Annotated in this window: 19 protein-coding genes; 1 reads left to right on the forward strand and 18 read right to left on the reverse strand. The window is 64.6% G+C overall.

The features are described from left to right. Nucleotides 1-110: 110 nt before the first annotated feature. The 5 genes from QYL93_RS30280 to QYL93_RS30300 form a co-directional block, all read right to left on the reverse strand. Nucleotides 111-1109 (reverse strand): branched-chain amino acid ABC transporter permease, encoded by a 999-nt coding sequence (locus QYL93_RS30280; RefSeq protein ID WP_305747153.1) that lies wholly within the window; start codon nt 1107-1109, stop codon nt 111-113. Between the two features lie 15 nt (nt 1110-1124). Beyond that, nucleotides 1125-2009, reverse strand: coding sequence for a branched-chain amino acid ABC transporter permease (locus QYL93_RS30285; RefSeq protein ID WP_057202195.1), 885 nt, complete (start codon nt 2007-2009; stop codon nt 1125-1127). Nucleotides 2010-2059: 50 nt separating this feature from the next. Beyond that, entirely contained in the window at nt 2060-3256 is a 1197-nt protein-coding gene (locus QYL93_RS30290; RefSeq protein ID WP_305747154.1) for an ABC transporter substrate-binding protein, read from the reverse strand. Between the two features lie 66 nt (nt 3257-3322). Next, nucleotides 3323-4036 carry an ABC transporter ATP-binding protein gene (locus tag QYL93_RS30295; RefSeq protein ID WP_179681525.1) on the reverse strand — a complete coding sequence of 238 codons (714 nt, stop codon included), beginning with the start codon at nt 4034-4036 and terminating at the stop codon, nt 3323-3325. Beyond that, a complete protein-coding gene (locus QYL93_RS30300) occupies nt 4036-4806 on the reverse strand; it encodes an ABC transporter ATP-binding protein (RefSeq protein WP_057202192.1) in 771 nt (256 codons plus the stop codon). Before QYL93_RS30300 ends, QYL93_RS30295 begins: the two co-directional genes overlap by 1 nt. A gap of 385 nt (nt 4807-5191) precedes the next feature. Here QYL93_RS30300 and QYL93_RS30305 point away from each other — a divergent pair, with 385 nt between their 5' ends. Beyond that, entirely contained in the window at nt 5192-7006 is a 1815-nt protein-coding gene (locus tag QYL93_RS30305) for an ABC transporter transmembrane domain-containing protein (protein WP_305747155.1), read from the forward strand. 42 nt (nt 7007-7048) lie between these two features. Here QYL93_RS30305 and QYL93_RS30310 read toward each other — a convergent pair whose 3' ends face one another. Genes QYL93_RS30310 through QYL93_RS30370 form a run of 13 tightly spaced genes read right to left on the reverse strand, consistent with a single transcriptional unit; the run spans nt 7049 to nt 20899 of the window. After that, nucleotides 7049-7513: a DUF1178 family protein gene (locus QYL93_RS30310; protein ID WP_305747156.1), complete on the reverse strand. Its 465-nt coding sequence runs from the start codon at nt 7511-7513 to the stop codon at nt 7049-7051. 45 nt (nt 7514-7558) lie between these two features. Continuing rightward, a complete protein-coding gene (locus tag QYL93_RS30315; RefSeq protein ID WP_305747157.1) occupies nt 7559-7864 on the reverse strand; it encodes a DUF2818 family protein in 306 nt (101 codons plus the stop codon). Between the two features lie 21 nt (nt 7865-7885). Beyond that, entirely contained in the window at nt 7886-9379 is a 1494-nt protein-coding gene (nuoN, locus tag QYL93_RS30320; RefSeq protein WP_305747158.1) for an NADH-quinone oxidoreductase subunit NuoN, read from the reverse strand. A 24-nt stretch (nt 9380-9403) separates the two neighbouring features. Then, nucleotides 9404-10879: an NADH-quinone oxidoreductase subunit M gene (locus QYL93_RS30325; RefSeq protein ID WP_305747159.1), complete on the reverse strand. Its 1476-nt coding sequence runs from the start codon at nt 10877-10879 to the stop codon at nt 9404-9406. Between the two features lie 13 nt (nt 10880-10892). Next, the gene (gene nuoL, locus QYL93_RS30330) at nt 10893-12944 is read right to left on the reverse strand and encodes an NADH-quinone oxidoreductase subunit L (RefSeq protein WP_305747160.1); all 2052 of its coding nucleotides are present in this window, start codon (nt 12942-12944) and stop codon (nt 10893-10895) included. Between the two features lie 31 nt (nt 12945-12975). Next, a complete protein-coding gene (gene nuoK, locus QYL93_RS30335; protein WP_005793248.1) occupies nt 12976-13284 on the reverse strand; it encodes an NADH-quinone oxidoreductase subunit NuoK in 309 nt (102 codons plus the stop codon). After that, the gene (locus QYL93_RS30340) at nt 13281-13949 is read right to left on the reverse strand and encodes an NADH-quinone oxidoreductase subunit J (RefSeq protein WP_305747161.1); all 669 of its coding nucleotides are present in this window, start codon (nt 13947-13949) and stop codon (nt 13281-13283) included. Before QYL93_RS30340 ends, nuoK begins: the two co-directional genes overlap by 4 nt. A 53-nt stretch (nt 13950-14002) precedes the next feature. Further along, the gene (nuoI, locus tag QYL93_RS30345; protein WP_057202184.1) at nt 14003-14515 is read right to left on the reverse strand and encodes an NADH-quinone oxidoreductase subunit NuoI; all 513 of its coding nucleotides are present in this window, start codon (nt 14513-14515) and stop codon (nt 14003-14005) included. 12 nt (nt 14516-14527) lie between these two features. Further along, nucleotides 14528-15610, reverse strand: coding sequence for an NADH-quinone oxidoreductase subunit NuoH (nuoH, locus tag QYL93_RS30350; protein ID WP_057267899.1), 1083 nt, complete (start codon nt 15608-15610; stop codon nt 14528-14530). Beyond that, a complete protein-coding gene (gene nuoG, locus QYL93_RS30355) occupies nt 15607-17745 on the reverse strand; it encodes an NADH-quinone oxidoreductase subunit NuoG (RefSeq protein ID WP_305747162.1) in 2139 nt (712 codons plus the stop codon). Before nuoG ends, nuoH begins: the two co-directional genes overlap by 4 nt. A 15-nt stretch (nt 17746-17760) precedes the next feature. Next, the gene (nuoF, locus tag QYL93_RS30360; protein ID WP_305747163.1) at nt 17761-19119 is read right to left on the reverse strand and encodes an NADH-quinone oxidoreductase subunit NuoF; all 1359 of its coding nucleotides are present in this window, start codon (nt 19117-19119) and stop codon (nt 17761-17763) included. Next, a complete protein-coding gene (gene nuoE / locus QYL93_RS30365) occupies nt 19116-19649 on the reverse strand; it encodes an NADH-quinone oxidoreductase subunit NuoE (RefSeq protein WP_305747164.1) in 534 nt (177 codons plus the stop codon). The genes nuoF and nuoE overlap by 4 nt, the downstream gene beginning before the upstream one ends. Continuing rightward, entirely contained in the window at nt 19646-20899 is a 1254-nt protein-coding gene (locus tag QYL93_RS30370; RefSeq protein ID WP_305747165.1) for an NADH-quinone oxidoreductase subunit D, read from the reverse strand. Before QYL93_RS30370 ends, nuoE begins: the two co-directional genes overlap by 4 nt. Nucleotides 20900-20915: the final 16 nt, after the last annotated feature.

The raw sequence follows: 20915 nt of genomic DNA on the forward strand, positions 1-20915 counted from the left end.
ACCACGCACAGGCACGCCATCACCAAAGCCCCAGCCCGTCGAATGTCCCTCGGCCGCCGGGCCGAGACCCGGCCTCCGCCCTCAACAAAGGCATAGGGGCAACAAGAACCTCAGTGCCGCGAACCCGCAGACCGCCGAGCAGCCAGCCAGGCAATGATCTCCCCCATGATCCCGCGCCGGAACAACAACACACAGATCACAAAAATCAAACCGGTGACCATGGTGACCGACTCACCCAACGTCTTGAACCATTCCACGCTGGTCAGCGCAGCCAGCAAGTTACCGAACTCGCCAATCTTGTTCTCCAGCATCACCACCACAGCCGACCCGATCAGCGGCCCGGACAGCGTCCCGAGCCCGCCCACGAGGGTCATCAGAATCACCTGCCCCGACGCGGTCCAATGCACATCGGACAACGTGGCAAAGCCCAGGACCAGGGTCTTGAGCGAACCCGCCAACCCGGCCAGGGCGGCCGAGAGAACAAAGGCCAGCAGCTTGAAGCGGTGCGTGTCATACCCCAGGGAGATGGCACGCGGCTCGTTCTCCTTGATGCCCTTGAGCACCTGCCCGAACGGCGAGTGGATGGTGCGCACGATGACCAGAAAGGCCAGCACCACGATGACCAGCGCCACGTAGTACATCACCAGATCGCTCTGCAGGCTGATGATGCCGAACAGCTTGCCGCGCGGCACGCCCTGCAGACCGTCCTCACCACCGGTGAACGGGGCCTGCAGGCAAGCGAAGAACAGCATCTGCGCGAGGGCCAGGGTGATCATCGAGAAATAGATGCCCTGGCGGCGGATGGCAAGCCAGCCGAAGAGCAGGCCCAGCAGCGCGCCGCCGGCCGTGCCCAGCAGCAGGCCGATCTCGGGCGTCAGGCCCCAGACCTTGATGGCATGGCCAGCGACGTAGGCCGCGCCACCCAGGAAGGCCGCATGGCCGAAGGACAGCAGGCCGGTGAACCCGAGCAGCAGGTTGAAGGCGGAAGCGAACAGTGCAAAGCACATGAGCTTCATCACGAAGACAGGGTAGGCCCCCAGGAAGGGCGCGGCGATCAAGGCGAGCAGCAGCAGGCCGTAGCCGATGGGGGCAAGGTTCTTGAGATTCATGCGAGCGGCCCCTGCTTATTTTTCTTTGCCGAACAGGCCGGCGGGGCGGATGAGGAGAACGATGACCATGATGACGAACACCACGGTGGAAGAAGCCTCGGGGTAGAACACCTTGGTGAAGCCTTCGATGACGCCCAGGCCCAGCCCGGTCAGAATGGAGCCCATGATGGAGCCCATGCCGCCGATCACCACCACGGCGAAGACCACGATGATCAGGTTCTGCCCCATCAGCGGCGTGACCTGGTAGACCGGCGCGGCGAGCACGCCGGCAAATGCGGCCAGGGCAGCGCCGAAGGCGTAGGTCAGGGTCACCATCACCGGCACGTTGATGCCGAAGGCTTCCACCAGGCGCGGGTTCTCGGTGCCGGCGCGCAGGTAGGCGCCGAGCTTGGTCTTTTCGATCACGTACCAGGTGGCCAGGCACACGACCACCGAGGCCACCACCACCCAGGCCCGGTAGTTGGGCAGGATCATGAAGCCGAGGTTGGTCGCGCCTTCGAGCAGCTCGGGCGTGTCATAGCCCAGGCCCGACACGCCGTAGATCGAGCGGAACACCCCTTCGATCAGCAGCGTGAGGCCCAGCGTGAGCAGCAGCCCGTACAGGTGGTCGAGCTTGTAGATCCAGCGCAGCAAGAGCCGCTCGATCACCACCCCGAACACCCCCACCACCAGCGGCGCCAGCAACAGCATCCACCAGTAGCCGAGGCCCAGGTAGTTCATGGCCATCCAGGTGATCAGTGCCCCGGTCATGAACAGCGCTCCATGCGCAAAGTTGATGACGTTGAGCAGGCCGAAGATCACGGCCAGCCCCAGGCTGAGGATTGCATAAAAGGATCCGTTGACCAGCCCCAGAAGGAGCTGGCTCAACAGGCCTGGCAATGAGACACCAAAGATTTCCATGGGCGAAGGCGGCAGGAGGTGCGAAGTGGATCAGGTCAGTGGACGGGGGCTTACTTCCAGAGCGGGCACTTGCTCTCGGCCTTGGTGGTGAACACCGTGTCGCCGGGCAGCTTCTTGACCAGCTTGTAGTAGTCCCATGGCTTGGTGGATTCCGAAGGCTTCTTGACTTCCATCAGGTACATGTCGTGCACGTAGCGGCCATCGGCACGCAACTGGCCCGAACCGAAGAAGTCGTTCATCTTCATGCCGCGCCAGGTGGCCATGACCTTGTCGGCATCGATGCTCTTGGCGGCTTCCACGGCCTTGAGGTAGTTCATCGTGGCCGAGTAGTCGGCGGCCTGGATTTCGGTCGGCATGCGCTTGGTCTTCTCGAAGAAGCGGGCCGCGAACTTGCGCGTGTCGTCGTTCAGGTCCCAGTACCAGCTGGTGGTGAACTGCAGGCCTTCGGTGTTGCGCAGGCCCAGGCTGTGCACGTCGCTGATGAAGATCAGCAGGCCAGCGAGCTTCATGGTCTTGCCGATGCCGAATTCCTTGGCGGCCTTGATGGCGTTGATGGTGTCGCCGCCGGCGTTGGCCAGGCCCAGGATCTGGGCCTTGGAGTTCTGCGCCTGCAGCAGGAAGGAGGAGAAGTCCGACGCATTGAGCGGGTGGCGCACGGCACCCACCACGTTGCCGCCCTTGGCCTTGACCACGGTGGTGGTGTCGGCTTCGAGCGCGTGGCCGAAGGCGTAGTCGGCGGTCAGAAAGTACCAGCTCTTGCCGCCGGTATCGACGATGGCCGAGCCCGTGCCCTTGGCCAGCGCCACGGTGTCATAGGCATAGTGCACGGTGTAGGGCGAGCACTGCTCGTTGGTCAGCGCCGAGCTGGCCGCGCCGTTGTTGATGTAGACGCGCTTCTTCTCGGACGCCACCTTGGCCGTGGCCAGGGCCGTGCCGGAGTTGGTGCCGCCGAAGATCATCGTCAGGCCCTGGGTGTCGATCCACTCGCGCGCCTTGGAGGCGGCGATGTCGGCCTTGTTCTGGTGGTCGGCGCTCATCAGCTCGATGGGCATGCCCAGCACCTTGCCGCCGAAGTCGTCGATGGCCATCTGGATGGCCAGCGCGCCATTCTTGCCTTCCACGTCCGCGTACAGGCTGGACATGTCGGTGATGAAACCGATCTTGACCTTGTCCTGCGCGTGTGCGGCCGACGTCGCAAGACCTGCTGCGCCGAGCATCAAGGCCAGCACTTTGAGTTGGTTCTTCATGGTTTTGTCTCCTGTGGGTGGGTGGTGGTGAAGAGGATGGGAGCGGGTGCTGCTGCTGCCGTCGGGTCAGACGCCCAGCAGCTCGGTGAGCACCGGCATCTTGGCTTCGAGCTCGGCAGCGCCGAACTTCTCGACGATGCGGCCATGCTCCATGACGTAGAAACGGTCGGCCAGCGGCGCGGCAAAGCGGAAGTTCTGCTCCACCATGACCACCGTGTAGCCCTTCTCGCGCAGCATGGTGATCATGCGGGCCAGGGCCTGCACGATCACGGGCGCCAGGCCTTCGGAGATCTCGTCGAGCAGCAGCAGCTTGGCGCCGGTGCGCAGGATGCGGGCCACGGCCAGCATCTGCTGCTCGCCGCCCGACAGGCGCGTGCCCTGGCTGTTCTTGCGCTCGGCCAGGTTGGGGAACATGGCATAGATCTCCTGCACCGACATGCCGGGCGTGCCGGTCTTGAGCTGCGGGGGCAGCAGCAGGTTCTCCTCGCACGAGAGGCTGGAGAAGATGCCACGCTCTTCCGGGCAGTAGCCCACGCCCAGGTGGGCGATGCGGTGCGTGGCCATGTTCACGGTTTCCACGCCATGGATCTTGACGGAGCCCTTGCGAGCGCCCGTGAGGCCCATGATGGCGCGCATGGTGGTGGTGCGGCCGGCGCCATTGCGGCCCAGCAGGGTCACGACTTCGCCGGGCTGCACGACGATGTCCACGCCGTGCAGCACGTGCGATTCGCCGTACCAGGCTTCGAGGCCCTTGATTTCGAGTGCGGGGGTGCCAGCCATCAGTGGGCTCCCTGCAGTTGGCCGTCGGTGGTGCCCATGTAGGCTTCCATCACCTGGGGGTTGCTGGAGACCTCGGCATACGGCCCTTCGGCCAGCACGGCGCCGCGCTGCAGCACGGTGATGCGGTCGGCAATGGTGGAGACGACCTTCATGTTGTGCTCCACCATGAGGATGGTGCGGCCGGCCGAGACCTTCTTGATGAGCTGGGTGACGCGGTCCACGTCTTCGTGGCCCATGCCCTGGGTGGGCTCGTCGAGCAGCATCAGTTCGGGCTCCATGGCCAGCGTGGTGGCGATCTCCAGCGCACGCTTGCGGCCGTAGGGCAGGTTCACGGTGACTTCGTCGGCAATGTCGGCCAGGCCGACCTCGGTCAGCAGCTGCATGGCCCGGTCGTCGAGCTGGTGCAGGCTGCGCTCGCTGCGCCAGAAGTGGAAGGATGTGCCGAGCTTGCGCTGCAGGCCCAGGCGCACGTTCTCCATCAGTGTGAGGTGCGGGAACACGGCCGATATCTGGAACGAGCGGATGACACCGCGCCGGGCGATCTGCGCGGGCTGCTCGCGCGTGATGTCATGGCCGTTGAAGCGGATGACGCCCGACGTGGGTTCCAGGAACTTGGTCAGCAGGTTGAAGCACGTGGTCTTGCCTGCGCCATTGGGGCCGATCAGCGCATGGATGGAACCCCGGCGCACGGCCAGGTTCACATCGCTGACTGCGGTGAAGCCCTTGAACTCTTTGGTCAGGCTGGTGGTTTCGAGGATGACGTCGCTCATTGCGCCTTGGCTGCTCCGTTGTGTGCAGGGTGGAAGAGCCTTGCAACAAGGTCTCCATGCATGCTTATTTGTTGCAACGCATGGTATGCGGCTGAGCCCATGCGCAGATACTGGGACTAATGCCTATGTATAAACGCCTAGGTGACAGTGCGAAGCGGCGCGCGGCGCGCCCAGGGCATGCGCGTATACCCGAATGCCGCCTCTGGAACATGGCTCGCCAATCCGGTTTCCGCACCTTGGGCCGCCACTGCCGCATGGCCGCTGGAGTGCTGACTTTTTACTGACTGGTGGGGGGTCGTGGGCCCGTCGGGACATGTATCCACCCGCACAGGTTGGCAACGGCCCCATCGGCGCACGCAATCGCCCGGCCCCCTACACTGCGCGCATGGCATCTCCCTCCACATCCCCAGCCCGCGGTGCGCCGCGCTCCCTGAGCGGCCTGCTGCCGTTCCTGCGTCCGTACAGCGGGCGCATCGCCCTCTCGGGCGTCTTTCTGGTGCTGGCGGCGCTGGCCACGCTGGCGTTTCCCATCGCGCTGCGCACGCTCGTCGATGGTGGCCTGGTCCATGCCGACAAGGGCGAGCAGGCCATGGCGCTGCGCGACCACTTCGAGGCGCTGTTCGCCGTGGCCATTGCGCTCGGCGTGTTTTCGGCCGGGCGCTTCTACATGGTGAGCTGGCTGGGCGAGCGCGTGACGGCCGACCTGCGCAATGCGGTGTATGGTCATGTGCTGCAGCAGAGCCCGCAGTTCTTCGAAACCACGCAGACCGGCGAGGTGCTCTCGCGCCTGACGGCCGACACCACGCTGGTGCAGACGGTGGTGGGCTCGTCCCTGTCCATGGGGCTGCGCAACGCGGTGATGGGCATAGGCGCGCTGGCCATGCTGGTGTGGACCAACCCCTATGTGATGTCGTGGGTACTGCTGGCCATCGTGCTGGTGGTGGTGCCCACCATGTGGATCGGGCGGCGCGTACGGCGTCTCTCGCGCGACAGCCAGGACCGCGTGGCCGATTCGAGTGCCATCGCGGCCGAGGTGCTCAACGCCATCCCCGTGGTGCAGAGCTACACGGCCGAGCCGCGCGAGGCGCAGCGCTTCACGCAGGCCAACGAAAACGCCTTCCACGTGGCCGTGCGCCGCACCCTGGCGCGCGCGGTGCTGGTGGCCTTCATCATCATCGCCAACGCCGCCCTTCTGCTGTGGGGCCTGTACCAGGGCACGCAGGCGGTGCTGGCCGGCCAGATGACGGCCGGGCACCTGGGGCAGACCGTCGTCTACGTGGTCCTGCTGGCAGGCTCCGTGGCCGTGCTGGGCGAGGTGTATGGCGACCTGTTGCGCGCCGCGGGCGCCACCGAACGGCTGATGGAACTGCTGGGCAGCCGCTCCCCCGTGGCCGAGCCTGCCGCGCCCGTGGCCCTGCCCGGTACCGGCAGGGGCCTGGCCGTGGACTTCGACCAGGTGGACTTCCACTACCCCTCGCGCCCGGACCAGCCGGCCCTGCACGACTTCAACCTGCAATTGGCTGCGGGCGAGACCGTGGCCCTGGTGGGCGCCAGCGGTGCGGGCAAGACCACGGTGTTCCAGTTGCTGCAGCGCTTTTATGACGTGGATGCTGAGCATGGCCGCCAGCTGCGGGGCGCCATCCGGCTGAACGGCACGGACATCCGCTCCATGTCGCTGACCGAGCTGCGATCGCATGTGGGCGTGGTGCCGCAGGATGCGGTGATCTTCTCGTCATCGGCGATGGAGAACATCCGCTACGGGCGCCCAAACGCCACCGACGAGGAAGTGATGGCCGCCGCACGCTCGGCATTCGCCCATGACTTCCTGATGGCATTGCCCGAGGGCTATGGCACCTTCCTGGGCGAGCGCGGCGTGCGCCTCTCAGGCGGGCAACGCCAGCGCATCGCCATCGCCCGCGCCATGCTCAAGAACCCGCCGCTGCTGCTGCTCGACGAGGCCACCAGCGCCCTGGACGCAGAAAGCGAGCGCATGGTTCAGGCCGCCCTGGACACCGCCATGCAGCGCCACACCGGCCAGCGCACCACGCTCGTGATCGCCCACCGCCTGGCCACCGTGCAGAACGCCGACCGCATCGTGGTGCTGGAGCATGGCCGCATCGTGGAGCAAGGCACGCATGCCGGCCTGCTGGCCGTCAATGGCATCTACGCGCGGCTGGCGGCGCTGCAGTTCACGGCCTGAGCAGAGGCCAACGTAGTCCCCCTGCCCTGCCCACGCGCAAATTCAGTGCAGGGTTTCCTTGGCCGCCGCCGGCAAGGGCAGCGGCAGCACGGCAATGCCTTCATCGAGCAGTTGGGCGGCCTCGTCGGGCGTGGCCTGGCCACGGATGGCGCGCTCCTCGGTCTCGCCGTGGTGCATGCGGCGGGCCTCGTCGGCGAAGCGGTTGCCCACATCCTCGGTGTTGGCGGCGATCTTGCGCGCCAGCTCCAGCCAGGCGGCCTGCAGGGCCGGGGGCAAGGCCACGGACTCCTGACCGCCAGGGGCTGCCGCCGGCTTGGCCGATGGCACGGCCGGCGGCTTGGCGCCCAGGTTCAGGCGCGGCGCACTCAGGCGCTTGGAGATGCTGGAATCGCCGCACCAGGGGCATTGCACGAGGCCGCGCTGGTTCTGGCTCTGGAAATCGTCCTCCGATGCAAACCAGCCTTCGAAGACATGGCCCTCGTGGCAGTGCAGGTCGAGCACTTTCATGGTCGAGGAGGCGCGTGAGGAAAAAGAAAGGACTACGACCCCTGCCTAGCCGTGGCGGCGCAGCAGGTAGCGGTAGACGAAGCCGGGGAAGGCCAGCGTGAGGAACATGGTGCCGGTGATGGCGTAGAACTCCCAGCCCTGGGGCGCGATCTGCCCCGCCCGGCGCTCCAGCAGCAGCGCCAGGCCACCCACCAGAAAATACGCCAGCACGAGTTCTGCGATGCGCACGGGCAGGCCCTTCTTGGGCTGCGCCACCGGCCCCACCACCAGCCAGCGCTGGTTGACAAAGGGCAGGTTGGCGGCGATGAGGGCCGCCACGATCACCAGCCAGACGGAACCGGTCAGGGACACGGGTTCGCTCCGGCCGGTCGGTCAGGTAGCCAGGGCGCGCACGACGGCCTCGGCGCACAGCGCCATCAGGCCACCGGGCAGCAGGCCGAGCCCCAGCACCAGGGCGCCGTTGATGGTCAGCACCACGCGCACGTCCACGGGGGCGGAAACACTGGTGGCAGTCAGCGGGGCGTCGAAGTACATGACCTTGACGACGCGCAGGTAGTAGAAGGCGCCGATCAGCGACATGACGACCGCGAACACCGCCATGGCGATGTAGGCGGCCTGGCCAGACGCAACGAGCGCCTGCAGCACCGACAGCTTGGCGTAGAAGCCGACCATGGGCGGGATACCGGCCATGGAGAACAGGCACACGGCCATCACGGCGGCGTACAGCGGACTGCGCTGGTTCAAGCCGGCGAAGTCAGCGATCTCTTCGCTCTCGAAGCCTTCGCGGGCCAGCAGCAGGATCACGCCGAAGGCGGCCAGCGTGGTCAGCACGTAGCTCACCACATAGAACATCGAGGCACTGTAGGCGTTCTCGACGGCAGCGGCTTCGACGTTGCCGTTGACCACGCCCGACATCAGGCCCAGCAGCACGAAGCCCATCTGCGAGATAGTCGAGTAGGCCAGCATGCGCTTGAGGTTGGTCTGTGCGATGGCTGCGAGGTTGCCCACCAGCAGCGAACCGATGGCCAGCACCGCGAGCATCTGCTGCCAGTCGATGGCCAGCGGCAGCAGCCCGTCCACCAGCAAGCGGATGGTGATGGCGAACGCGGCCAGCTTGGGCGCGCCACCGATCAGCAGCGTGACGGCCGTGGGGGCACCCTGGTAGACGTCGGGGATCCACATGTGGAAAGGCACCACACCGAGCTTGAAGGCCAGGCCCGCCACCACGAACACCAGGCCGAACACCAGCACCTGGTGGCGGATTTGGCCGGAGTTGACGGCCTTGAACACCTGGCCGATGTCCAGCGAACCGGTGGCACCGTAGACCATGGACAGGCCGTACAGCAGGAAGCCGCTGGCCATGGCGCCGAGCACGAAATACTTCATCGCCGCTTCGGTAGCGGTGGCGTTGTCGCGGCGCAGGGCCACCAGGGCGTAGCTCGACAGGGTCAAGAGCTCCAGGCCCAGGTAGATCATCAGGAAGTTGTTGCCCGAGATCATGATGAACATGCCCAGGAGGGCGAAGATCGACAGAGTGAACAGCTCGCCGCCGCGCATCATGTCGCGGTCGGCCGCGTAGGGGCGGCCATAGACCAGGGTGACCATCACGGCCACGGTGGCGAAGCACTTGAGCCAGTTGCCCATGGAGTCGCTAACCACCATGTTGCCAAAGCCGTAGAAGGTGCTGCCGGTGCTGGCGTACATGGCCTGCAGGCCGGCCACCAGGGCCAGCGTGAGCATGGTCAGCACGTAGGTGGCCGTGCGGCGGGGGCTGTGCACACCCAGGTCGACCAGCGCAATGACGCAGCCCATGACCAGGAGAACAATCTCGGGGTAAATCGCAAGCCAGCTGATGTTGTCAATCATCTCGAATCTCTCAGTTCAGTCTGGTCAGTTCAGCTTCGACAGTGCGACATGCTTGAGCAGTTCCGCGACCGAAGTGTCCATCACGTCCGTGAAGGGACGCGGGTACAGGCCCATGGCCAGCACGGCAATCGCCAGCAGCGCCATCACGAGGAATTCGCGGCTGTTGATGTCGGTGAGTTCCTTGACGTGGTCGTTGGCCACAGGGCCCAGGTACACGCGCTTGAACATCCACAAGGTATAGGCGGCGCCGAAGATCAGCGCCGTGGAAGCCGCCATGCCGATCCAGAAGTTGGCCTTGACCGCACCCAGGATTACCATCCACTCGCCCACGAACCCGGCCGTGCCCGGCAGGCCGCAGTTGGCCATGGCGAACAGCAGCGCAAAGGCCGTGAAGTTGGGCATGGTGTTGACCACGCCGCCGTAGGCCGCGATCTCTCGGGAGTGCACGCGGTCGTACAGCACGCCGATGGACAGGAACATCGCGCCCGAGACGAAGCCGTGGGCAATCATCTGCACCAGGCCACCGGAGACACCCAGGTCATTGAAGATGAAGAAGCCCAGGGTCACGAAGCCCATGTGCGCCACGGACGAGTAGGCCACCAGCTTCTTCATGTCCTTCTGGACCATGGCCACCAGGCCGACGTAGATCACGGCGATCAGCGACAGCGTGATCATCAGCCAGGCCCACTCGCGTGCGGCATCGGGGGCGATGGGCATCGAGAAGCGCAGGAAGCCGTAGGCACCGAGCTTGAGCATGATGGCGGCCAGCACGGCGGAGCCGCCGGTAGGCGCTTCCACGTGCACGTCGGGCAGCCAGGTGTGGAACGGGAACATCGGCACCTTCACCGCGAAGGCGGCGAAGAAGGCGAAGAACAGCAGGGTCTGGGCCGTGGAGCTCAGGGGCAGTTGGTGCCAGGTGGCGATGTCGAAGCTGCCGCCGGACTGGTTGTACAGGAAGATCAGCGCGATCAGCATCAACAGCGAGCCGAGCAGCGTGTACAGAAAGAACTTGAACGCCGCGTAGATCTTGTTCGGGCCGCCCCAGATACCGATGATCAGGTACATCGGGATCAGCGTGGCCTCGAAGAACACGTAGAACAGGATGCCGTCGAGCGCACTGAACACGCCGATCATCAGGCCCGAGAGGATCAGGAACGCGCCCATGTACTGGTTCACACGCTCGGTGATGGCCTCCCACGAGGCGATCACCACGATCACCGTGATGAAGGCCGTGAGCGGCACGAACCAGAAGGAGATGCCGTCCACGCCCAGGTGGTAGTGCACGTTGAAGCGCTCGATCCACTCGGCTTTTTCGACGAACTGCATGGCCGCCGTACCGAGCTTGAAGCCCTGGTACAGAGGAATGGTGACCAGGAAACCGATCACCGACCCGAGCAGGGCCAACCAGCGCACGGCGGGGGCATGCTCATCGCGGCCAACCGCGAGCAGCAGCGCGCCGAAGGCAATCGGCACCCAGATTGCAAGACTCAACAGACCCATTTTGTTCTTTTCCTTATTTCTTGATGAGCTGCATGAAGAAATCGCCCCAGACGAACCACGTCATCAGGGCAAACACACCCAGGATCATCACCAGGGCATAGTGGAAGATGAAGCCCGTCTGCACCCAGCGCACCATGCCGGAGACGCCGCGCACCAGCTTCCACGAGCCATTGACCAGCGCACCGTCGATGATGGCCTGGTCGCCGCCCTTCCACAGGCCGGTACCCAGAGCACGCGCGCCGCGCGCCAGGACGTTCTCGTTGAACCAGTCGAGGTAGTACTTGTTCTCGAACAGCGTGTAGATCGGCATGCACATGCGCTTGATGGCTGTCGGCAGCGCCGGGTTCACCATGTACATGTAATACGACAGTGCCACACCGGCCACGGCCAGCCAGAACGGCGCCGTCTGCAGGCCGTGCACGGCCATGGCCACGGGGCCGTGGAAGATTTCGGCCAGCTTGGCCATGGCGGGATGCTTGGCCGCATCGACAAAGATCACGTCCTTGAAGAAGTCGCCGAACAGCATGGGCTGGATGAACAGGAAGCCCACCACCACCGAAGGAATCGCCAGCAGCACCAGCGGCACCGTCACCACCCACGGGGACTCGTGCGGATCGTGGTGCTCGCCATGGCCGTGGCCATGGTCGTCGTGGTGCGCACCGTGGTGTGCATCGGGGTTCTGGTCGTAGCGTTCCTTGCCATGGAAGACCAGGAAGTACATGCGGAACGAGTAGAACGCGGTGACGAACACACCGGCCAGCACCGCGAAGTGGGCAAAGTGCGCGGCCGGCAGGTGGCTGAAGTGCACCGCCTCGATGATGCTGTCCTTGGAGTAGAAGCCCGCGAACAGGGGGGTGCCGATCAGCGCCAGCGAACCCAGCAGCGAGGTGATCCAGGTGATGGGCATGTACTTGCGCACGCCACCCATCCATCGGATGTCCTGGTTGTGGTGCATGCCCATGATGACCGAGCCGGCGCCGAGGAACAGCAGTGCCTTGAAGAAGGCGTGCGTCATCAGGTGGAACACGGCCACCGAGTAGGCCGATGCGCCCAGGGCCACGGTCATGTAACCGAGCTGCGACAGCGTGGAGTAGGCCACCACGCGCTTGATGTCGTTCTGGATGATGCCCAGGAAACCCATGAACAGCGCCGTGATGGAACCGATGATCAGGATGAAGTTGAGCGCGGTGTCCGACAGCTCGAACAGCGGCGACATGCGCGAGACCATGAAGATACCGGCGGTCACCATGGTGGCCGCGTGGATCAGTGCCGAGATGGGGGTCGGGCCTTCCATCGAGTCGGGCAGCCACACGTGCAGCGGGAACTGGGCCGACTTGCCCATGGCGCCAATGAACAGGCAGATGCAGATCACGGTGATCAGCAGCCAGTCGGTGCCGGGGAAGGCCAGGCCGCCGAGCTCACCCGACTTGGCGAAGATCTCGCTGTAGTTGAGCGTGCCCGTGTAGGCAGCGATCAGGCCGATGCCCAGAATGAAGCCGAAGTCACCCACGCGGTTGACCAGAAAGGCCTTCATGTTGGCGAAGATGGCCGTGGGCTTGTTGAACCAGAAGCCGATCAGCAGGTAGGACACCAGGCCCACCGCCTCCCAGCCGAAGAACAGCTGCAGCAGGTTGTTGCTCATGACCAGCATGAGCATGGAGAACGTGAACAGCGAGATGTACGAGAAGAAGCGGTTGTAGCCCTCGTCCTCTTCCATGTAGCCGATGGTGTAGATGTGCACCATCAGCGACACGAAGGTCACCACCACCATCATCATGGCCGTGAGGCTGTCCACCAGAAAGCCCACCTCCATCTTCAGGCCGCCCACCACCATCCAGGTGTAGAGCGTCTCGTTGAAGCGCGCGCCGTCGACCGCCACGCTCTTGAGCGTCATGGCCGACAGCACGAAGGCCACGAGCACGCCCAGGATGGTCAGGGTGTGGCTCAGCCGGCGGCCGATCCAGTTGCCGCCGAAGGTCGTGCCGAAGATGCCGGCCAGCAGTGCGCCCGCCAGCGGTGCCAGGGGCACGGCCAGGAGCGTCGAAGCAGAGAGGGTTTGACTCATTCTTGAGAACCTTGGGAATACGGGTGGCTCATCAGCCCTTGAGGGTGTTGAGGTCTTCCGCGTTGATGCTGGACTTGTTGCGGAACAGCAGCACCAGAATGGCCAGGCCGATGGCCGACTCGGCTGCGGCCACCGTCAGGATGAAGAACACGAACACCTGTCCGTGCATGTCACCCAGGTAGTGCGAGAACGCCACGAAGTTCATGTTGACCGCCAGCAGCATCAGCTCGATGGCCATGAGCAGCACGATCAGGTTCTTGCGGTTCAGGAAGATGCCGATCACCGCCAGCGCAAACAGCATCGCGCCCAGCGAAAGAAAATGTCCCAGGGTCAATGTCATGGCTTCTTCTCCTCGGCGGCGGGCTCGGCCGGCACTTCGGGTGCCGGCTTTTGCGTGGCGGTGACCTTCACCACTTCCAGGCGGTCCTTGGCGCGCACGCGGATCTGCTGGGATGGGTTGATGGCCTTGCTGTCCTTGCGCTGGCGCAGGGTCAGGGCGATGGCGGCGATCATGGCCACCAGCAGGATCACGGCCGCGATTTCCACGGGGTACAGGTACTGGGTGTACAGCAGCTTGCCCAGTTCCTTGGTGTTGGAGTACTGCACCACCTTGCCGGCGGCATCGAGCACCACCGCGGTGGCCTTGGGTTCTTCCATGCCGCGGAAGCCCCCCATCAGCACGGCGGCCATTTCCAGCGCGATCAGGGCGCCCACGAAGGCAGCGAGCGGGAAATGCTTCCAGAAGCCCTTGCGCACGGTGTCGATGTGGATGTCCAGCATCATCACCACGAACAGGAACAGCACCATCACCGCGCCCAGGTACACCAGCACCAGGGCGATGGCCAGGAACTCGGCCTTGAGCAGCAGCCACACGGCCGCCGCCTGCGAAAAAGCCAGGATGAGGTACAGCACCGCGTGCACGGGGTTGCGCGCGGTGATCACCCGGAAGGCTGCAAACAGCAGCACGACCGAGAAAAGGTAGAAGAAACCAGTCTTGGCGTCCATGAATCAGGTCTTTATAGAAAGTCTGGCGACGGGATGGATGGGATCGCGACCGCTCAGCGGTACTTGGCGTCCGCAGCCTTGGCTGCAGCAATCTCACCCTCGTACCGGTCACCAACGGCCAGGAGCATGTCCTTGGTGAAGTACAGGTCGCCACGCTTTTCGCCGTGGTATTCGAAGATGTGCGTCTCGACGATCGAATCGACCGGGCAGCTTTCTTCGCAGAAGCCGCAGAAGATGCACTTGGTCAGGTCGATGTCGTAGCGCGTGGTGCGGCGCGAACCGTCATCCCGCACTTCGGACTCGATGGTGATGGCCATGGCGGGGCACACGGCCTCGCACAGCTTGCAGGCGATGCAGCGCTCTTCGCCGTTGTCGTAACGGCGCAGGGCATGCAGGCCGCGAAAGCGCGGCGACAAGGGTGTCTTCTCTTCGGGGAACTGCACGGTCACCTTGCGGCGAAACGCATAGCGGCCCGTCAGGGCCATGCCCTTGAGCAGCTCCACGAGCATGAAGCTCTTGAAGAAATCCTTGAACGAGAAAGGTGCAGCAGCAGCAACAGCAGTCATGTGTGTCCCCGCTTATTTCCAGATGTTCCACGGCGAGAGCAACCACCCGCCGACGATGAGCAGCCACACCAGGGTGACCGGAATGAAGATCTTCCAGCCCAGGCGCATGATCTGGTCATAGCGAAAGCGCGGGAAGGTGGCGCGGATCCAGATGAACATGGACACCACGACGAAGGTCTTGATGCCCAGCCAGATCCAGCCTGGAATCCAGTTGAACAGCACGCTGTCGATGGGCGACAGCCAGCCGCCCAGGAACATCAGCGCCGCCAGGATGGACACCAGCCACATGCTGGCGTATTCGGCCAGGAAGAAGACCGCGAAGCCCATGCCCGAGTACTCGACCATGTGGCCGGCCACGATTTCGGCTTCGCCTTCGACCACGTCGAAGGGGTGGCGGTTGGTTTCGGCCACACCGGAGATCAGGTACACCAGAAAGATCGGCAGCAGCGGCAGCCAGTTCCAAGACAGGAAACTCAGCCCCATGTTGGCGGCCATGCCGCGGGACTGGGACATCACGATCTCGGTCAGGTTCATGCTGCCCGACACCATGATCACCACCAGGAAGCAAAAGCCCATGGCGATTTCATAGCTCACCATCTGTGCCGAGGCGCGCAGCGCGCCCAGGAAGGCGTACTTGGAGTTCGATGCCCAGCCGGCGATGATCACGCCATAGACTTCGATGGAGGTAATCGCCATCACCAGCAGCAGGCCGGCATTGACGTTGGCCAGCGCCACATCGGGACCAAACGGGATCGCCACCCAGGCAGCCAGAGCCGGCATGATGGCCATGAGCGGACCCAGCACGAACAGGCCCTTGCTGGCGGCCGCAGGCTGGATGATTTCCTTGGTCATCAGCTTCAGGCCGTCGGCCAGCGGCTGCAGCAGGCCCATGGGGCCCACGCGGTTGGGGCCATGGCGCACCTGCATGAAACCGAGGAGCTTGCGCTCCCACAGCGTGAGGTAGGCCACCGCGCCCATCAGGGGCGCGACGATCACGACGATCTTGAGCAGGATCCACAGCACGGGCCAGGCCGCGCCCGTCCACCAGGCGAAGGGCAGGAGGTTCAGCCCGCCGTTGTACAGCGCGTCGATCATGCCGCCACTCCTTCACCGGCCGCCATGCGGGCATCGGCTGTCAATTGCAGCGAGGTGGCGCGGCGCACCAGGCCATCGAGCTGGTAAATCGAAGCGACTGCGGGCTCGGCCACGCTGGCCGCACCTGCTGCGGGCGGGTGGCCCACGGCGTTGGACAGTTGCTCGGCCGCCAGCATGGCCAGTTGGCCCGCCGGGGCTTTGGTGGCACGGGCCAGCACGTCCTGCGAGGTCTCGAAGTCGAAGCCCGGCACGCCGAGCACGTTGGCCAGCACGCGCAGCACCTTCCAGGCGGGGCGAGTGTCGCCCAGCGGGCGCACCACGGCGTGGAAGCTCTGCAGGCGCCCTTCGGCGTTGACGAAGCTGCCCGAGGTTTCGGTGAACGGCGCGATGGGCAGCAGCACGTCGCTGATGTCCATGTTGGCCTTGAAGGGGCTCAGGGTCACAACCATCTGCGCCTGGCCGATGGCGGCGCTGGCCTGGGCACCGTTGGCCGCGTCGAACGCGGGTTCGGTGTTGAGCAGCAGCACGGCCTTGAGGCCGCCGGCCAGCATCTGGCCTGCGTTCAGGCCGCTGCCCACGGGGTGGGCGCCAGCGAACTGGGCACCCACGGTGTTGGCGGCTTCGGTGAGGTAGCCGACGGTGGCGCCGGTCTGCTCGCCGATCCAGTTGGCCAGCGCAAGCAGCGCTGTGGCCTGGCCGTGGTGCGCAGCAGCGTTGCCCAGCAGCACGGCCTTGCGTTCACCACCCAGCAGCGAGCGGGCGATGGCCAGGCTGGCCTCGGAGGCTTCGGCTGCACCCTGGGGGGCAGCGACGTTCTTTTCCTGGGCGATGGCCGAGGCGATGGAGCCAAGGGCTTGCACCCACTGGCTGGCGTTCTGCAGCAGTTGGTGCTTGATGGGCATGGCCCAGTCGCCCACCGAGGAGTCGACCACGCTCAGTTGGGCACCGTGGCGCACGGCAAGGCGCACGCGCAGGGCGAACAGTGGATGGTCCTTGCGCAGGTTGGAGCCCACCACCAGCACGCGCTGCAGCGTGGACAGGGAGGCGATGGAAGTGCCGAGCCAGCGGATGCCTTCGGGCGCCGCGAATTCGGCGTTGCGCAGGCGGTAGTCGATGCTGTCGCTGCCCAGGCCGCGCACCAGGGCGGAGGCCAGGTACAGCTCTTCGAGCGTGCTGTGCGGGCTGACCAGGGCGCCGATGCTGTTGGCACCGTGGTCGGCCTTGATGTTCTTGAGGCCATTGGCCACGTACTCGAGCGCGGTCTGCCAGTCGACGGTCTTCCAGACACCGCCTTGCTTGAGCATGGGCTCTGTCAGGCGTTCGTCGCTGTTGAGCGACTCGTACGAGAAGCGGTCGCGGTCGGCGATCCAGCACTCGTTGACGGCTTCGTTCTCGAACGGCACCACGCGCATGACCTTGTGGTTCTTGACCTGAACGATGAGGTTGGCACCGGTGGAGTCGTGCGGGCTGACCGAGCGACGGCGCGACAGTTCCCAGGTGCGGGCGCTGTAGCGGAACGGCTTGCTGGTGAGCGCGCCCACGGGGCAGATGTCGATCATGTTGCCCGACAGCTCGGAGTCGATCGTATCGCCCACCACGGTGGTGATCTCGGAGTGCTCGCCCCGGTGGATCATCCCGAGCTCCATCACGCCGGCCACTTCCTGGCCGAAGCGCACGCAGCGGGTGCAGTGGATGCAGCGACTCATCTCCTGCATGGAGATCAGCGGGCCCACGTCCTTCTGGAAGACCACGCGCTTTTCTTCCTCGTAGCGCGAGGAGGAACCGCCATAGCCCACGGCCAGATCCTGCAGCTGGCATTCACCGCCCTGGTCGCAGATGGGGCAGTCCAGCGGGTGGTTGATGAGCAGGAATTCCATGACCGACTGCTGGGCCTTGATGGCCTTGTCGCTCTTGGTGCGCACGATCATGCCCTGCGTCACCGGCGTGGCGCAGGCGGGCATAGGCTTGGGTGCCTTTTCCACGTCCACCAGGCACATGCGGCAGTTGGCGGCAATGGACAGCTTCTTGTGGTAACAGAAATGGGGAATGTAGGTGCCGGCCTTTTCGGCTGCATGCATCACCATGCAGCCTTCGGCGACTTCTACCTTCTGCCCGTCGAGTTCGATTTCAACCATATGCGTTTCTCGGGATCAGGCGGAGGCGGAAGCCTGGGGGGTCTTCTCTTGGCGGATCAGCGCTTCGAATTCCGGACGGAAGTGCTTGATCATGGCGCGCACCGGCATGGCCGCTGCGTCACCCAGTGCGCAGATGGTGCGCCCCTGGATGTTGTCTGCCACCGAATTGAGCAGGTTCAGGTCGCCATCGCGCCCCTGGCCGTGCTGGATCCGGTCGATCACGCGCCACATCCAGCCCGTGCCTTCGCGGCACGGCGTGCACTGGCCACAGGATTCGTGCGAGTAGAAATAGGACAAGCGCAGCAGGCTCTCGACCATGCTGCGGGAGTCGTCCATCACGATGACGGCGCCCGAACCCAGCATGGAGCCGGCCTTGGCGATGGAGTCGTAGTCCATCGTGCATTCCATGATGACGGACGCCGGCAGCACTGGCGAGGACGACCCGCCGGGAATCACCGCCTTGAGCTGGCGGCCCTTGCGCACGCCACCAGCGAGTTCGAGCAGCTTGGCAAACGGCGTGCCCATGGGCACTTCGTAGTTGCCGGGCTTTTCCACGTCGCCCGAGACCGAGAAGATCTTGGTGCCGCCATTGTTGGGCTTGCCGCACTCGAGGTAGGCCTGGCCACCATTGCGGATGATCCACGGCACGGCCGCGAAGGTCTCGGTGTTGTTGATGGTGGTGGGCTTGCCGTACAGGCCGAAGCTGGCCGGAAACGGCGGCTTGAAGCGCGGCTGGCCCTTCTTGCCTTCGAGCGATTCGAGCAGCGCGGTCTCTTCGCCGCAGATGTAGGCGCCAAAGCCGTGCGCCGCATGCAGCTGGAAGCTGAAGTTGCTGCCCAGGATCTTGTCGCCCAGGTAGCCGGCGGCGCGCGCCTCTTCGAGCGCTTCTTCGAAGCGGTCGTAGGTCTGGAAGATTTCGCCGTGGATGTAGTTGTAGCCCACGGAGATGCCCATCGCGTAGGCCGCGATGATCATGCCTTCGATGACGATGTGCGGGTTGAACTGCAGGATGTCACGGTCCTTGCAGGTGCCTGGCTCGCCTTCGTCGGAGTTGCACACGAGGTACTTCTGGCCGGGGAACGAGCGGGGCATGAAGCTCCACTTGAGGCCGGTGGGGAAGCCTGCGCCGCCGCGGCCGCGCAGGCCCGATTCCTTGACGGTGGCGATCACCTGGTCCTGGGTGAGGCCTGCGCCTTCACCCTGTGCCAGGATCTTGCGCAGCGCTTCGTAGCCGCCGCGCGCTTCGTAGTCCTTGATGCCCCAGTTCGTGCCGTCGAGGCCCGCAACGATCTGCGGGTTGATGTGGCGGTCGTGGAAGCAGGTCTGCACGCCCGTGGCCTGGAACTGCGAGAGGATATGTGCGGCGGTGGTCATGCTTGTCCTTCCGCAGCCTTGAGGCCGTCAACCAGCTGGTCGAGCTTGTCGTTGTCCATGAAGCTGCACATGGTGCGGTCGTTGACCAGCATCACGGGCGCATCGGCGCAGGCGCCCAGACATTCGCACTGCTGCAGCGTGAACAGGCCGTCCGGCGTGGTCTCGCCCATGGTCACGCCGAGCTTCTTCTCGAGGTGGTGCAGCGCCTTCTGGCCGTCGCGCAGCTGGCAAGGCAGGTTGGTGCAGACGTTGAGCTTGTACTTGCCCGTCGGCTGCTGGTTGTACATGTTGTAGAACGTGGTGACTTCATGCACCGCGATCTGGGCCATGCCCAGGTAGTCGGCGATCACGGCCTCGCTGTTCACGCTGACCCAGCCCTGCTCCTGCTGCACGATGGCCAGGCAGGCCATCACGGCCGACTGCTTCTGCTCGGGCGGGTACTTGGCGACTTCGCGCGCAAAACGGGCAAGCGTCGCCTCGGTGATGGCGGCGGCGCCAGCGGTCAGGTTCTTCGATTCGGTCGTACTCATCGGTCAATCTCCCCGAACACGATATCCATGGTGCCGATGATGGCCACGGCGTCGGCAATCATGTGGCCGCGGGCCATCTCGTCGAGCGTGGCCAGGTGCGCAAAGCCGGGCGCACGGATCTTCAGGCGGTAGGGCTTGTTGGCACCATCGCTGACCAGGTAGATGCCGAATTCGCCCTTGGGGTGCTCTACGGCGGCATAGGCTTCGCCTTCGGGCACGTGAAAGCCCTCGGTGAACAGCTTGAAATGGTGGATCAGCTCTTCCATGTTGGACTTCATGGATTCGCGGTCGGGCGCAGCCACCTTGTGGTTGTCGGTGATGACCGGGCCGGGGTTGGCACGCAGCCAGTCCACGCACTGCTTGATGATGCGGTTGGACTCGCGCATTTCGTGCACGCGCACGAGGTAGCGGTCATAGCAGTCGCCCGTCTTGCCCACGGGCACGTCGAAGTCCATGCGGTCGTAGACGTCGTAGGGCTGGGTCTTGCGCAGGTCCCATGCAATGCCGGAGCCACGAATCATGGGGCCGGTCATGCCCAGGTTCAGCGCGCGCTCGGGCGGCACCACGCCGATGCCCACGGTGCGCTGCTTCCAGATGCGGTTGTCGGTGAGCAGGGTCTCGTACTCGTCCACGCAGGCGGGGAAGCGCTTGGTGAAGTCATCGATGAAGTCGAGCAGCGAACCCTTGCGGTTCTGGTTCATGGCCTCCAGGGCCTTGGCGTTCTTGATCTTGCTGACCTTGTACTGCGGCATGGAGTCCGGCAGGTCGCGGTACACGCCGCCCGGACGGAAGTACGCCGCGTGCATGCGCGCGCCGGAGACGGCTTCGTACATGTCGAACAGGTCTTCGCGCTCGCGAAAGGTGTAGATCAGGATGGTGGAGCTGCCGCAATCGTTGCCGTGCGAGCCAAGCCACATCAGGTGGTTCAGCAGGCGCGTGATTTCGGAGAACATCACGCGGATGTACTGGGCGCGCTCGGGCACTTCCAGGCCCATCAGCTTTTCGATGGCCAGGCAGTAGGCATGCTCGTTGCACATCATCGACACGTAGTCCAGGCGGTCCATGTAGGGCAGCGACTGGATGTAGGTCTTGTGCTCGGCCAGCTTTTCGGTGGCGCGGTGCAAGAGGCCGATGTGCGGATCGGCGCGCTGGACCACTTCGCCGTCGAGCTCGAGCACCAGGCGCAGCACGCCATGCGCTGCAGGGTGCTGCGGTCCGAAGTTCAGGGAATAGTTCTTGATTTCAGCCATGGTGGGTCACGTGGGG

Source organism: Acidovorax sp. A1169 (assembly GCF_030704685.1).
Lineage (GTDB): Bacteria > Pseudomonadota > Gammaproteobacteria > Burkholderiales > Burkholderiaceae_C > Acidovorax.